The sequence below is a fragment of the Amycolatopsis benzoatilytica AK 16/65 genome (genome assembly GCF_000383915.1).
GTDB classification, from domain to species: Bacteria; Actinomycetota; Actinomycetes; order Mycobacteriales; family Pseudonocardiaceae; genus Amycolatopsis; species Amycolatopsis benzoatilytica.
The window spans coordinates 3,633,647-3,647,056 of record NZ_KB912942.1; the positions used below are offsets into that span (position 1 = coordinate 3,633,647).

Annotated in this window: 13 protein-coding genes and 2 rRNA genes (1 of these 15 running past the window's edge); 10 read left to right on the top strand and 5 right to left on the bottom strand. The window is 69.5% G+C overall.

The genetic code is table 11. The annotated features are described in order from the left end of the window. The first annotated feature begins 33 nt into the window (after positions 1-33). Together AMYBE_RS0116575 and AMYBE_RS0116580 are read left to right on the top strand one after the other, a co-directional pair. A complete protein-coding gene (locus tag AMYBE_RS0116575) occupies positions 34-717 on the top strand; it encodes a methyltransferase (RefSeq protein WP_051124724.1) in 684 nt (227 codons plus the stop codon). Then, positions 704-907 (top strand): CDGSH iron-sulfur domain-containing protein, encoded by a 204-nt coding sequence (locus tag AMYBE_RS0116580; protein WP_020660511.1) that lies wholly within the window; start codon positions 704-706, stop codon positions 905-907. Before AMYBE_RS0116575 ends, AMYBE_RS0116580 begins: the two co-directional genes overlap by 14 nt. On the opposite strand, the gene AMYBE_RS0116585 is transcribed toward AMYBE_RS0116580, so the two are convergent. Next, entirely contained in the window at positions 892-1,872 is a 981-nt protein-coding gene (locus AMYBE_RS0116585; RefSeq protein ID WP_027927725.1) for an iron-containing redox enzyme family protein, read from the bottom strand. The two genes, AMYBE_RS0116580 and AMYBE_RS0116585, sit on opposite strands and share 16 nt — an antisense overlap. A gap of 29 nt (positions 1,873-1,901) precedes the next feature. Further along, complete coding sequence (locus tag AMYBE_RS0116590; protein WP_020660513.1) at positions 1,902-2,996, bottom strand: carboxylate-amine ligase; 1,095 nt, start codon at positions 2,994-2,996, stop codon at positions 1,902-1,904. 108 nt (positions 2,997-3,104) lie between these two features. Between AMYBE_RS0116590 and AMYBE_RS0116595 the strand changes: the two genes are divergently transcribed. From AMYBE_RS0116595 to AMYBE_RS0116615, 5 genes are all read left to right on the top strand, one after another. After that, positions 3,105-3,980 (top strand): DMT family transporter, encoded by an 876-nt coding sequence (locus tag AMYBE_RS0116595; protein ID WP_020660514.1) that lies wholly within the window; start codon positions 3,105-3,107, stop codon positions 3,978-3,980. 385 nt (positions 3,981-4,365) lie between these two features. Beyond that, a complete protein-coding gene (locus tag AMYBE_RS45445; protein WP_020660515.1) occupies positions 4,366-4,530 on the top strand; it encodes a hypothetical protein in 165 nt (54 codons plus the stop codon). Positions 4,531-4,540: 10 nt separating this feature from the next. Further along, positions 4,541-5,362: a class I SAM-dependent methyltransferase gene (locus tag AMYBE_RS0116605; RefSeq protein WP_020660516.1), complete on the top strand. Its 822-nt coding sequence runs from the start codon at positions 4,541-4,543 to the stop codon at positions 5,360-5,362. 234 nt (positions 5,363-5,596) lie between these two features. Continuing rightward, positions 5,597-6,814 (top strand): AI-2E family transporter, encoded by a 1,218-nt coding sequence (locus AMYBE_RS0116610; RefSeq protein WP_020660517.1) that lies wholly within the window; start codon positions 5,597-5,599, stop codon positions 6,812-6,814. 27 nt (positions 6,815-6,841) lie between these two features. Continuing rightward, positions 6,842-7,861: a DNA topoisomerase IB gene (locus tag AMYBE_RS0116615; protein ID WP_027927726.1), complete on the top strand. Its 1,020-nt coding sequence runs from the start codon at positions 6,842-6,844 to the stop codon at positions 7,859-7,861. Between the two features lie 71 nt (positions 7,862-7,932). Here the strand turns inward: AMYBE_RS0116615 and AMYBE_RS0116620 are convergent, their stop codons facing one another. Continuing rightward, on the bottom strand, positions 7,933-8,364 hold the full coding sequence (locus tag AMYBE_RS0116620; RefSeq protein ID WP_027927727.1) for an Hsp20/alpha crystallin family protein: 432 nt from the start codon (positions 8,362-8,364) through the stop codon (positions 7,933-7,935). 860 nt (positions 8,365-9,224) lie between these two features. On the opposite strand from AMYBE_RS0116620, the gene AMYBE_RS0116630 reads away from it, so the two are divergent. The 3 genes from AMYBE_RS0116630 (at position 9,225) to AMYBE_RS0116640 (ending at position 11,410) form a co-directional block, all read left to right on the top strand. Further along, complete coding sequence (locus tag AMYBE_RS0116630) at positions 9,225-9,542, top strand: helix-turn-helix domain-containing protein (RefSeq protein ID WP_020660521.1); 318 nt, start codon at positions 9,225-9,227, stop codon at positions 9,540-9,542. Between the two features lie 187 nt (positions 9,543-9,729). Further along, positions 9,730-10,185: a MarR family winged helix-turn-helix transcriptional regulator gene (locus AMYBE_RS0116635; protein ID WP_020660522.1), complete on the top strand. Its 456-nt coding sequence runs from the start codon at positions 9,730-9,732 to the stop codon at positions 10,183-10,185. A 322-nt stretch (positions 10,186-10,507) separates the two neighbouring features. Then, complete coding sequence (locus AMYBE_RS0116640) at positions 10,508-11,410, top strand: LLM class flavin-dependent oxidoreductase (RefSeq protein ID WP_020660523.1); 903 nt, start codon at positions 10,508-10,510, stop codon at positions 11,408-11,410. A 268-nt stretch (positions 11,411-11,678) separates the two neighbouring features. On the opposite strand, the gene rrf is transcribed toward AMYBE_RS0116640, so the two are convergent. Both rrf and AMYBE_RS0116650 read right to left on the bottom strand, forming a co-directional pair. Next, positions 11,679-11,795 (bottom strand): 5S ribosomal RNA (gene rrf, locus AMYBE_RS0116645). 90 nt (positions 11,796-11,885) lie between these two features. Beyond that, positions 11,886-13,410, bottom strand: a 23S ribosomal RNA gene (locus tag AMYBE_RS0116650); it runs 1,598 nt beyond the window's last position.

Consider the following 13,410-nt stretch of genomic DNA (forward strand, 5'->3'; position numbering starts at 1 on the left):
CCGGGCGGACCGACCGAGACCAAGGGAGTCCCGATGTCCGCGCCTGTTCGAGCCGACCCGCAGCCCCGGCCGCCGGGTGGACTGTTCCGGTTGCCCGGGGTGTACCGCCCGCAGCACGACACCGCTCTGCTCGCCTCTGTGCTGGCCGAGGACCCGCGCATCGGCCCCGGGCTGCGCTGCGCGGACCTGGGCACCGGCAGCGGAGCGCTGGCGATCGGGCTGGCGCGGACCGGGGCCGCCGTCGTCGCGACGGACGTTTCGTCGCGGGCACTGGCTTCTGCCTGGGCGAACGCCGTCGTTCGGGCACTGCGGATCGGCCTCGTCCGGGGCGGGCTCACCGCGGCCGCGGCAGCCGGCCCGTATGACGTCGTCGCGGTAAACCCGCCCTACGTCCCGTCCCCGGCCCCGGCGGTCCGCTCGACGCGCGCGTGGGACGCCGGGCCGGACGGGCGCGAGCTGATCGACCCGCTGTGTGCTGCCGCCCCGGCGCTGCTGAACCGCAACGGTGTGCTGTACCTAGTGCAGTCGACGATGTCCGATGTGGACAAAAGCCGGCACGCCTTGGCCGCCGCCGGACTGCGCAGCAAGGTGGTCGCGCGCGCGGAAGTGCCGTTCGGGCCGGTGGTTTCCGGGCGGCTGCGGTATTTGACCGAGCGCGGATTCGTACGGCCCGGGGACCGCACCGAGGAACTGGTGGTGCTGCGTGCCGCGCGATGAACGGCGGGTCCGGATCGTGCCGGACGGGCCGATTCTGGTGGAGGGTCCGGTGGCGGTGTCCACTCCGGACGGCCGCACCGTGCGGTCGGACCGGTTCGTCGTCGCGGTGTGCGCGTGCCGGCGCAGCAAGCGGTACCCGTGGTGCGACACGAGCCACCGCAAGCGCGTCCGCGGTCAGGGCAGCGGCTGACGCAGCGACGAACGCCCGTCCTGCCAGCAGCTGGCCAAATGCTCGTCCAGGTATTCTTCGAGCAACCCGGTCGCCTGGATCCCGAACACGACGTCCGCCGCCAGCTCCGGTTCCGCGGCCAGCAGGCCGCCCGCGACGTCATGCCGCATGACCTGTTCGTGCACGGCGTCCGCCTCGATGTGTTCGGTGTAGAAGAACCGGCAGGCGTCCGGAGCTCCGAGCCGGCGCAGGATCCGGTCCATCCGTCGCGCGGCCGGGGCGGTGGTGATTTCGGCCGCGGCGAAATGCCCGACCAACGCGCCGCGCAACGCCCGGTGCAGACCGAACATCGACATCATGTTCACCAACGCCAGCATCGGTCCCGGCACGTGCTCCAGCAGCGCGAGATAGCCGTTCGGCAGACCGGCCGCGGCGAGCAGGTCCGCGAACAGCGCGGCGTGGACCCGATCCGCGTGCCCGCCGCCGAATTCGTCGAACTCGACGGCCACCAGTCCCGCCTTCGCCGGCCCGGACAGCCGCGGGATGGCCCAGGCGTGCGGATCGGCCTCTTTCAGGTGATAGACCGAGCGGTGCGCGAACAGTTCCCGCACGTGCCACCACTGCCCCTCTGCCACCAGGAACCCGATTGCTCCCGCGGCACCGGTTTCGGTGAGCAGCGCGTCGAATTCGGCCTCGACGTCGGTGCCGCCGGGAAGACTGTCGCGCAACCCGGACTCGAACCGAGACTCGAGCAAAGCCCGGACAGCCAGCAGCTTCGGGTCCCATTCCTGCTCCGCGGCGACCCCGGGCAAACCTCGATAGTGCAGCTCGTAGCACAGGTGCAGCGCGAGATGGAGGTCGTCGCCGAACGGGTCGGCGGCGTCGAGCCCCGGCGCGGCGGGGGCGGCCGAGCCGCGCAATGCTCCCAGGATGGCCGCGGACACCGGACCGCGCGCGCCGGGCAGTGCGGTGAGGGAGGTCGTCATCGGCTCCGGGTACCCGCCGCGGGCCGCGGTCACGCTTCCGAAGGCGCGGCAGTGCGTCTCGCGATCAGCGCCACCGCCCGGTCCAGCCCAGCCCTCCGTTGCGCGACCGAACCGGTGCCGTCGCGCAGAATCGCGGACACCAGCCGGTGCGCCAGCTGATAGTCCCCGGACAACCGCAACGCCGGCTCGACGTAGCTGAGCAGGCCGCGGACCGTGCGCGCGGCGGGCAACGGCCTGGCATGCACCGGATCGACCAGCGCGCCGGTGACGCCGTGCCGCGCGGCTGCCCACACGGCCGCCGCACCGATCTGCGGATCCAGCGGATCCGCCGGGACGCCGCGAGCCAGCTCGTCCAGCGCGGTGGCGACGATTGCGCGGGACAGAACCGCCTGGACCAGCGCGCCGTCGACGGTCAACGGGACATCGGCGACGCGCAGCTCGACTGTCGGGTACCGGGGCGAAGGCCGGGCGAGCCAGAACGTCTGTTTCCGGTCCACCAACGCGCCGCACGTCACCAGCGAATCGACCAGGCGCAGATGCTCGGCGTGCGAGCGGGCAGGCGGGCAGAGCCCGGAGCCCGGAAATCGCGTCTGCTGAGCGGTCCGCCAGCTGTGCAGGCCGGTGTCGCGGCCCCGGTCGAACGGCGAGTTCGCCGACAGCGCGAGCAGCGCCGGCAGCCACCGGGCGAGGCGGTTCACCACGGCGATCGCGGTGTCCGGGTCCGGGACCCCCACGTGCACATGACAACCGCACGCCTCGTAGTCGGCGACCAGACCTCGGTAGTGCTCGTCGATCCGGGCGTACCGGTCCGGTGGTCGCGGTTCGGCGGCCGCGAGGAGCGCGCCGACCGGGCTTCCGGTCGCCAGCAACGCGCACCCCGCGCTCGCCGCGGCGGAGGAGAGCGCTTGTCGTCCGCGCGTCAACTGGTCGCGTACCTCGGCCCACCGCGTGCACACCCCGGTGGCATGTTCCACCTGCGTCGCACGCAGCTCGCGATGCACCGCCGCTCCGTCCGCGAGCGGCCCCGTCGCGGCCAGCACTTCGGCTACGACCGGCATCGGACGCCCGCTGTCCGGGTCGGCGAGCAGGAACTCTTCCTCGACCCCGACCGTCAGCGACTCCATCGGCACCTCCCCGGACCGGTTACCCGCGGCCTGGGCAGGCAATCCTGAGCTGGGACGGGTAGCCAGCCGGGCAGCGGGTAGCCGTGCAGCCATGAACAGGAACAGGCAGTGACGTCGTCGTGGGTGGCGGTGCCGGCCGCGGTCGCCGGGGCATTCGCCTTCGGCACGACCGGCGCGCTGCAGCACCGCAGCGCCCGCCGGACCCGAGGAGCCGGCGCGGTACGGCTGAGCATCCTCCGATCGCTCGCGGCACAGCCGCTCTGGCTGGCGTCGCTGGCCGCCAACGCGGCGGGCGTCGTGCTGCAGTGGGTCGCGTTGAGCACCGGACCGCTCGTGCTCGTCCAGCCGGTGCTGGCCGTCGGCCTGGTTTTCGCGGTGCTCGTGAGTTCCGCCCTGGCGAGACAGCGCCCGGACCGGGTGGTGCTGGCCGGGGCGGCGCTGACCACTGCCGGAGTCGCCGTCTTCCTCTTGCTGGCCCGCCCGCAGCCCGGGCACGGCAAGCCGGCTTTCCCGGCAATCCTGCCGTCCGCGACGGTGCTCGCCGCGATTCTCGCCGCCTGCCTCGTGGCAGCGCTCTGGCGATCCGGCCAGCCACGCGCGCTCGCCCTCGGAATCGCGACCGGCGTCCTCTTCGGGACAACCGCATGCCTGGCCAAGCTCACGGCCGCCGACTTCGCGCACGGCCCGGTCGCGGCGCTGTCGGATTGGCCGCTCTATGCCGTCGCCGGATGCGGGATCGCGGGCTTCGTCCTGAGCCAGAACGCGTTCCGGGCCGGGGTCGCGATGGCTCCCGCGCTCGCGCTGATGCTGGCGCTCGATCCGGTGGTCAGCCTGTTCCTGGGCGCACGGTGGCTGGAGGAGCAGATCTCCCACAACGCCGCCGCTGTCGCCGGCGAAGCGACCGCGCTCGTCGCGCTCGTCGCCGGCATCGTCGTGCTGAGCACCCGGGCGCCGCAAGCGGCTCGCGCGAGCGGCCAGCCGTGAAGCGGTCGGGAAAAACCGGCACGGTGCAGGTCGTCCGGATCAGCGGGCCGCTCGGCATCCTCGCCGGATTCCGGCTGGCCGCCGCGGTGGCGAACGCACAAGGCGACCCCCGGATCCTGGTCATGGTCCTCGATCTGGCCGAGGTTCCCGGTCTGGACGCGACCGGCCTGCGCATCGTCCGCGCCGTGAACGGAGCCTGCGGAGCGGCGCCCGCCCTGCGCATCCTCGCGTCCGCCCCGGTCGAGCACGCGCTTGCCGGGGGAAGGGCTCGACTACCTGCTCGCCAGCGGCGCCGAGGTCCGGCGGCTCCTCGCCTGAGCCCGGGTTTCCCCTTCCCGCTACGGGGTATCCGGCCGGTCCGACGCTCTCCTGGAAAGGCACGGACATGGGCCTTCTTGTCGCACTGCTCGTCATCTGGGTCGCGCTCGCCGTCATCGACATCGTGATCAAGGGACTGTTCTGGCTGATCGTCGTCGGCGCCGTGCTGTTCCTCGCTACGGCGGTGATCGGCTTCGTGAAGCGGGAGGCGCTGGGGCGGCGGCGCGGGTAGATTCGCGGGCATGGAGCACGGTGGGCCGAGCCGGACCGCACTCGTCACCGCGTGGGCCCGCGCCGTCCACCAGGTCGCCGACCAGCCGCGAATCCTCACCGACCCGCTCGTGGCACGTTTGGTCGGCAGCGAAGCCGGTGCGCCCGGAATCGACCGGCCGCGCCGGCTGTTCTTCGCCGCACGCGCTCGCTTCGCCGAGGACCGGGTGGCCCACGCTGTCGCGGACGGCGTCCGGCAGGCGGTGTTCCTCGGCGCGGGACTGGACACCTTCGGCTGCCGCAACCCGTACCCGGATCTGCGGGTGTTCGAGGTCGACCATCCAGCGACCCAGGAATGGAAACGCGAACGCCTCGCTTTGGCCGGGATCGACTGCCCTGCGACGGCGACCTTCGTGCCGCTCGACTTCGAAACCGGAACGCTCGCGGCGGCGCTGGCAGCGGCCGGGTTCCAGCGCAGCGAACCGGCCGTTTTCGTCTGGCTCGGCGTCGTTTTCTACCTGACCCCGGCAGCCGCCCGGGCCACCCTCGACTACATCGCCGGCCAGGCTCGCCCCGCCGAGGTGGTCTTCGACTACTTGCAGCCCGCGGACAACGACGAGGAACGCGCGCACCTGCGGCAGCGGGCCGACCGGCTCGCCGCCGAGGGCGAGCCGCTGCGCAGCTTCTTCGCCCCGGACGAAATCGCCGCGCAGCTTCGCGCGCTCGGTTTCGCCGAGATCGACGACTACCCCGCCGCGGACCTCGTCGCCGGGTATCTCGACGGCCAGCCCGGGTTCGAGGACGAACCGTCCCGCGCGCTGCGCGCGAGCCGCGTCCTGCGTGCCCGCCGCTGACCGCCCGGAACGCGGCTTTTTGGCAGCCCCGCGCTGGGGTCGGTTCGCCGGACACGATCAGGTCCGACGGTTGAGTGCCGGGCCTGCCGGGAAACCGCCGAGGGCACGGTCCGCGACGAGTCCTGCACCCGGAGCCCCGGCACGCGGCTCCGCCCGCCGCCGGGCTCGCCCTGGTGCCCGCGCTCGGCCGGGACGAGCGCTCCGCAGGCGGGCAACGGGACAAGAGGTGGCGAGATGGCCGTTCAGGACGGAAACGTTCCAGCCCGCCGGATCGCCGGCGGGCGCCGGCGCCAAAGCCGGGACGCCGCCGAGGGCGTGCCGTGGGGGCTGCGGGTCGCCGCCGCGGCCGGATGGCGCTTCCTGGTTGTCCTGGTCATGCTCGGGGTGATCGCCTGGGTGCTCGGCTACCTCGCGACCGTCACCGTCCCGGTCGGGATCGCCCTGCTGCTGTCGGCGTTGTTCGCGCCGCTGGTGGACCGCCTCGTGCGCTGGCACGTTCCCCGCGCGGTGGCCACGCTCGTCGCGATCGTCGTCGGGCTGGCCGTTGTCGGCGGAGTCCTCGCCCTGGTGATCACCACGGTCACCGCCAGCCTGCCGCAGCTGCAGAACCAGGTCGGCGCCAGCCTCGCGAACATCAACGACTGGCTGCAGCACGGTCCGCTGCACCTGTCGCACGCCCAACTCCAGCAACTGCTCGACGAAGCCGTGAAGTCCTTCCAGGGCAACACCGCCGAACTCACCAGCCGGGCGATCACCACCGCCGCCACCGTCGGCGGGCTCCTGACCGAAATACTGCTGACCCTGTTCGTGCTCGTCTTCTTCCTCTACAGCGGCGACCAGGTATGGCGGTTCCTCCTGGGCGTCGTGCCCGCCGCCTCCCGCGACAACGTCGATGTGGCCGGGCGGCGCGGCTACGCCTCGCTGGTCAGCTACGTGCGCGCCACGGCGGCAGTGGCCTGCGTCGACGCGGTCTGCATCGGGATCGGCGTGTGGCTGGTCGGGGTCCCGCTCGCGGTGCCGCTGGCCGCGCTGATCTTCATCGGCGCGTTCGTGCCGATCCTCGGTGCGGTGGTCACCGGCGCGGTCGCCGTGCTGGTCGCGCTCGTCGCCAACGGTTTCGTCGCCGCGCTCATCGTGCTCGCCGTCGTCGTCGCGGTGATGCAGCTGGAAAGTCATGTCCTGCAGCCGTTCCTGCTCGGCCGCGCGGTCCGGCTCCACCCGCTGGCGGTGGTGGTCGGCATCGCGGTGGGCCTGGAGGTCGCGGGCATCGCGGGGGCGCTGCTCGCCGTCCCGATCCTCGCCGTCGCCAAGTCCGCGATCGGCTCGTTCCTGCGCGACCCGCGACTCGATCCGGTCGAGGTCGACCCGCTGCGCCCGCGCAACGCGCGCGTCGCGACGGATCGGGCCGAGGAGAACGACGAGCCTGGCGAGCCCCCGCCGGACCGCGTTTGAACCGGCCTGGCGCGGGCACTCTCGGCTATGCGGTTGCGGCGAAGCGACCCGTCCACCCCCGGTCTCAAGCGCCGGCGCCGGGGACGGGGTTTCCGTTATCTCGCACCGGACGGCTCACCCGTGACCGACCCGGACACTCTCGAGCGCATCGAGCGGCTCGTCATCCCGCCTGCCTGGCGCCGGGTGTGGATCTGCCCGCACGGCACCGGCCACATCCAGGCGGTCGGGGTCGACGACGCGGGCCGCCGCCAGTACCTCTACCACCCCGAATGGCGCCGGGCGCGAGACGAGGAGAAGCACGACCGGGTGCTCGCGCTGGCCGGCAGGCTCCCCGGCGTCCGCGACGCGATCCGGAGCGACCTGCGGCGACCGCACCTGGACCGGCTCCGGGTGTCCGCTGCCGCGCTGCGGATGATCGACCGGGGCGTGTTCCGCAGCGGCGGCGAGGAATACACCGAAACGAACGGCTCTCGCGGCGCCATGACGCTGCTCCGCGAACATGTCCGGATTTCCGGCGAGGAGCTCTCTTTCCGCTACCCGGCCAAAAGCGGACTGGTCCGGACGCTGAGCATGCGCGATCGCGAACTCGCGACCGTGCTCGGCTCGCTTCGCCGGTGCCGTACCGGCACCTCGCGCTTGTTCGCCTACCGCACCGCCGAGGGCTGGCGCCAGCTGCACGCCGACGAGGTCAACGAGCGTTTCAAAGAGCTCGCCGGCGACGAGTTCACCGTCAAGGACCTGCGCACCTGGAACGCCACGGTGCTCGCCGCGGTCGCTCTCGCCGTCCGCGAAGTGCCTGCGTCGCAACGAGGACGGGCCCGGGCCGCCGCGGCGGCAATGAAGGAGGTCGCAGAGGAACTCGGCAACACTCCCGCCGTCGCGCGACGCTCCTACGTCGATCCGCGCGTCCTGCGGGAGTACGAAAGCCACCGCACCATCTACCGCACGGTGCGCAGGGCGGACTCCGATGCGGTCGCCGACGACGTGCTGCGCGAGCGGATCGAGAAAGCGGTGATCCGCTTGCTGCGGCGGTCTTCCCGCCGGTGACTGGACAGGTTCCGGATGCTTTCCTCGTGCTGTCCTCGCCGGCGGAGGCCAGGCCTCCGCCGGCGAGCCGGTCAGGCGTTGATCTGCCGGGCTTCGCGGTTGCCGCCGACGGCGATCTTGCGGGGCTTGGCCTGTTCGGCGATCGGCACCCGCAGGGTGAGCACGCCGGCGTCGTACTCGGCCTTGATCCGGTCGGTGTCCAGTGCGTCGCCCAGGAACAGCTGCCGGGAGAAGACACCTCGCGGCCGCTCGGAGACCTGGACCTCGGCGTCCTCGCTGTACTCCGGCCTGCGTTCGGCCTTCACGGTCAGCACGTTGCGCTCGACGTCCAGGTCGATCGACTCCGGCGCGACGCCCGGCAGGTCGAACTGCACCACGTAGTCGTTGCCGGACCGGTAGGCGTCCATCGGCATCACCGCCGGCCGGGTCGCGGTGCCGTTGCCTCCGAAGAACTGCTGGCTCAGCCGATCCAGCTCCCGGAACGGGTCAGTCCGCATCAACATGACCATGCGCCTCCATTCTCCTTCCCCTGCCGCCCGCCGCCCGGCGCACTCGGCCGATCGGAAGCGGGCTCTCCCTGTTTTCTGCCCTGCCAGCCAATCGCTCGGTATTTCTTTCCCGTAGCTGGAGCTGTTCTCCGCTTTCCACTTTGGACTGCCAGTTTCGCCGTACCCTCGGCGATCCGGCCCCGTCGCCGGGACAGCGGCGGGGCCGGGACCAGTTCGGGGTGAAACGCAACTAGGACGAGCTGTGCGCAAGACGGCGCTGCCGGCCACGTCCGGACGCGACGGGATCAGCCGCGGAAATGCGTCGCGAGACGCCGCGCCGGGGCTGTTCGAGCCTCCTCGGCCGCGTGTCGTGGCAGACCTTCCCGCCTGGAGCGACCCGGATCCGGCCGCGCCGTGCTATCACCTCCCAAGCGATGTCATCGCTGTGTTCCGCCGGGTGCGTATCGCGGCGGAGGCGACCGTTGCCGATGCTCCGGCGGCCACGCCCGGTGCAAACCGGGTCCGCCTCGCTCGTCTGCGCCCGCGGGCCGCCGAGGGCCGCAGCGGTCACCGCGCGCCGGAGGAAGCACCGGAACCTGGTCGAAGGCGGCCTCCACGATCGCGCCGAACTTGGCGCGCGGCCAGGCCGCGTCGGCGCAGACCAGCTCTACGAATCCGCGGGGCGGCGCGCCCTGACCGCCCCAGCGGCCGATGGTGTCCGGCATCGTCGATCACTCCCCGGCTCGGTCGTCTCGACACCAGGTCAGCTATCGCCTCTCCCAATTTCTATAGCGCGGACTGTAGATTGTGTCAAGCAGTGAGTCGAGATAATCTTGAGCCGAACCAGCGGCAACGCTGCCGGCGAGGAGGCGCGCATGACCGGACTGGAGAGTCTCGACGATCAGGACTACCCGGCGTACACGACCGGCCAAGCCGCCGAAATGCTGGGCGTGCAGCAGGCGTTCTTGCGCAGCCTGGACACCGCGGCCGTGGTGCGCCCCGAACGCTCCGGCGGCGGGCACCGGCGCTACTCCCGCCGCCAGCTGACACTGGTCGTGCGGCTGCGCCAGCAACTGGACGACGGCCACCCCCTCGCCTCCGCCGCCAGGATCGTCGGCCTGCAGGACGAACTCGCCGACGCCCGCGAGATCATCACCGGACTCCGCGCCCAGCTCGACGAGCGCGACCGCTGACCGGCCGGCGGTTCCCCGGGCCCGGCTCCCGGCAGGTGCGTGCCGGGCGGACCGGCCCGGTCTCCACGAAAGTCATCAGGTACCGGTACTCGTTCTTCTCCGTCATTGGCTAACCGCGGAGAGCAGTCGCCGCCGCGCTGCAGTCCGCAGGAAGTTCGTACCACGAACTGTGCGCTACCCTGGCCAGATGGCGAACAGTGCTGATCAGATGGGCGTCGTCGCCGGACTGGTCCGGTCCGCATTCCTGGTGGACGCCGTTTATGCCGCGTCCGCCCGCGAATACGGGATCACCCAGCAGCAGGGACAACTGCTCTGCGTCCTGATGTCCGGCCCCCTGGGCATGAGCGAGCTGGGCGCCACCCTCGGGCTGGCCAAGTCCAGCCTCACCGGACTGGTCGACCGCACCGAGCGCAACGGCTTCGTCCGGCGGATGGCGGACGAGCAGGACACCCGGGCGGTCCGGGTCGGGCTCACCATGCGCGGACACCGGCTGGTCGACGAGTTCTACGCCGAGACCTGCCGTCGGGTCGACGCACTGGCGGCCGGCCTCGGCGAGACCGAGCGGGAGACCCTGGCCGGACTGTTGAGCCGGGTCGTGGTCGACAACAAAGCTCCCATGGTCTTCCTCGACGCGAACGCCTGACCCCCAAGAACCAGATTGCGGTTCGTATCACGAACTATTATGGTTCGTATTGCGAACTACAGCGCCAAGGGGTGTGGGTCATGAATCGTTCAGTCCTGGTCGGCGGCGGCAGTTACGGCGGCTGGTCGCTGGCCAAAGCACTTGGGCGGCTAGGCCGACGTCGTGCTGGTCGAACCCCGCGAAGCGTTCGTCAACACCGCCGGATCGCTGCGCGCACTGACGCGTCCCGGCCGGGCCCCGAACCCCTGTTCCACGACCGGCCGTTCACCGGCCGGTTCGCTCCGCCGTTCAGCGCCGCCAAAAACAACTGAAAGGCACTGCCATGTCTCTTCCCCCGGTCGTCTTCGGCTTCGGCGCGCACAGCACGATCGCCGACGGACCCGAACTGCTTTCGATGACCGAACAGGCGGATCGCGACGGTCTCGACCTGTTTTCCCTCTCCGACCACCCGTACCTCGGCGAACGCCTCGACGCCTACGCCACGATCGCGCTGGTTCTGGGCCGCACTCAGCGACTCGCCGGCTTCGCCAACGTCACCAACCTGCCGTCCCGGCCCGCGCCGATGCTGGCCCGCGCGGTGACGTCGCTGTCCGCGCTCACCGGCGGGCGCGTCGTGCTGGGGCTCGGCGCGGGCGGGTTGTGGGACCGGATCGCCGACCTCGGCGTGGCCCGTCTCTCCCCCGGCGAGGCGGTCGAAGCCTTCGAGGAGGCAGCGGTACTGATCAAGAAGCTGTCCGGCGGCGGGCCGCCGATCACCTTCCACGGCAAGCACTATCAGGTCGAGCAGATCGAACCCGCCGCAGTGGCCGCGCCGCCGGTGTGGACCGGTTCAGTCGGCGCGAAATCACTGGCCGCCACCGGCCGCGTCGCGGACGGCTGGATCCCCGGTCACGCCGCGGACTGGCTCAGCGAGCGCTACCGGACCTCGCGTCCGGTCGTCGACGCCGCCGCCAAGGCAGCCGGACGAAACCCCGCCGAGATCCGCACGATCTACAACTTCCCCGGCCGGATCACCGAAAAGCCGCTGGCCGCGACCCGTCGCGAGGACGGCCGGTGGATCGGCGGTTCCGTCGAGCAGTGGACCGAGGAACTGACCGGTGCCGTGCTGGAACACGGCGCTTCCGGATTCGTGCTCTTCTCGCCCGGCGGCGGCACGCCTGACCGGGACTCGCTCAGCCGCTGGGGACAGGAGATCGCGCCGGCGGTGCGTGAAGCGATTTCCTGAGCCGGGACATGGCAGTCAACTGTCGGCGCGCACTGTCGTGGCAGTAGCCGGAGGTCTGCTGACTGGGTCGCGCCGACCGGACGCTTCAACTCGATCGAGATGTTGTCGCGGTCCGGGACGCGATTCTTCCTGACGCAACAACAAGGGCCCGGTCCCCTGGGTGGGGCCGGGCCTTGCTTGTTCGAGCGTGGTCGTGGATGCATGAAAAAAGCTGGGCCCCGGGAGAACCTGTTGGGGGTTCTCGACCGGGACCCAGCCTGTTGGTTGAGTTCGGCGGTGTCCTACTCTCCCACAACCCTTCGGTTGCAGTACCATCGGCGCAATCAGGCTTAGCTTCCGGGTTCGGAATGGGACCGGGCGTTTCCCTGACGCTAAAACCACCGAAACACTCCGAAACAACACACACCCGCCACCCGGTATCCGGTGACAGCCGGTGTGGTGTTTCAGAACCGTAGAGTGGATGCGCAACATCTTCGTAGGCAAGTCCTCGGCCTATTAGTACCAGTCGACTCGACAACACATTACTGTGCTTCCATCTCTGGCCTATCAACCCAATCGTCTCTTGGGGGCCTTAACCCACAAAGGGGTGGGATACCTCATCTTGGAACAGGCTTCCCGCTTAGATGCCTTCAGCGGTTATCCCTTCCGAACATAGCCAACCAGCCATGCCACTGGCGTGACAACTGGCACACCAGAGGTCCGTCCGTCCCGGTCCTCTCGTACTAGGGACAGCCTTCCTCAAGTATCCTGCGCGCGCGGCGGATAGGGACCGAACTGTCTCACGACGTTCTAAACCCAGCTCGCGTGCCGCTTTAATGGGCGAACAGCCCAACCCTTGGGACCTACTCCGGCCCCAGGATGCGACGAGCCGACATCGAGGTGCCAAACCATGCCGTCGATATGGACTCTTGGGCAAGATCAGCCTGTTATCCCCGGGGTACCTTTTATCCGTTGAGCGACACCCCTTCCACCAGGAGGTGCCGGATCACTAGTCCCGACTTTCGTCCCTGCTCGACATGTCTGTCTCACAGTCAAGCTCCCTTGTGCACTTGCACTCGACACCTGATTGCCAACCAGGCTGAGGGAACCTTTGGGCGCCTCCGTTACTCTTTAGGAGGCAACCGCCCCAGTTAAACTACCCATCAGGCACTGTCCCTGAACCGGATCACGGTCCGAGGTTCAGATTCCCAATCCGACCAGAGTGGTATTTCAACAACGACTCCACCCGAACTAGCGTCCGAGCTTCACAGTCTCCCACCTATCCTACACAAGCCGAACCGAAAACCAATACCAAACTATAGTAAAGGTCCCGGGGTCTTTCCGTCCTGCCGCGCGTAACGAGCATCTTTACTCGTAATGCAATTTCGCCGGGCCTGTGGTCGAGACAGCCGGAAAGTCGTTACGCCATTCGTGCAGGTCGGAACTTACCCGACAAGGAATTTCGCTACCTTAGGATGGTTATAGTTACCACCGCCGTTTACTGGCGCTTAAATTCTCAGCTTCACCCACCGAAATGAGTTAACCGGTCCTCTTAACGTTCCAGCACCGGGCAGGCGTCAGTCCATATACATCGTCTTGCGACTTCGCATGGACCTGTGTTTTTAGTAAACAGTCGCTTTCCGCTGGTCTCTGCGGCCAACCACAGCTCCACCCGCAAAGGGGTATCACCGCGCTTGGCCCCCCTTCTCCCGAAGTTACGGGGGCATTTTGCCGAGTTCCTTAACCACAGTTCACCCGATCGCCTTGGTATTCTCTACCTGACCACCTGTGTTGGTTTGGGGTACGGGCCGTGCATGCACTCACTAGAGGCTTTTCTCGGCAGCATAGGATCACTCGCTTCACCTCAAACGGCTACGCATCACGTCTCAGCCTNNTGNNANNCGGATTTGCCTNNNTNNCGGCCTACACGCTTACACCAGGACAACCATCGCCTGGCAGAGCTGCCTTCCTGCGTCACCCCATCGCTTGACTACTACGGAATCAGGTCCCACGCTCCACAC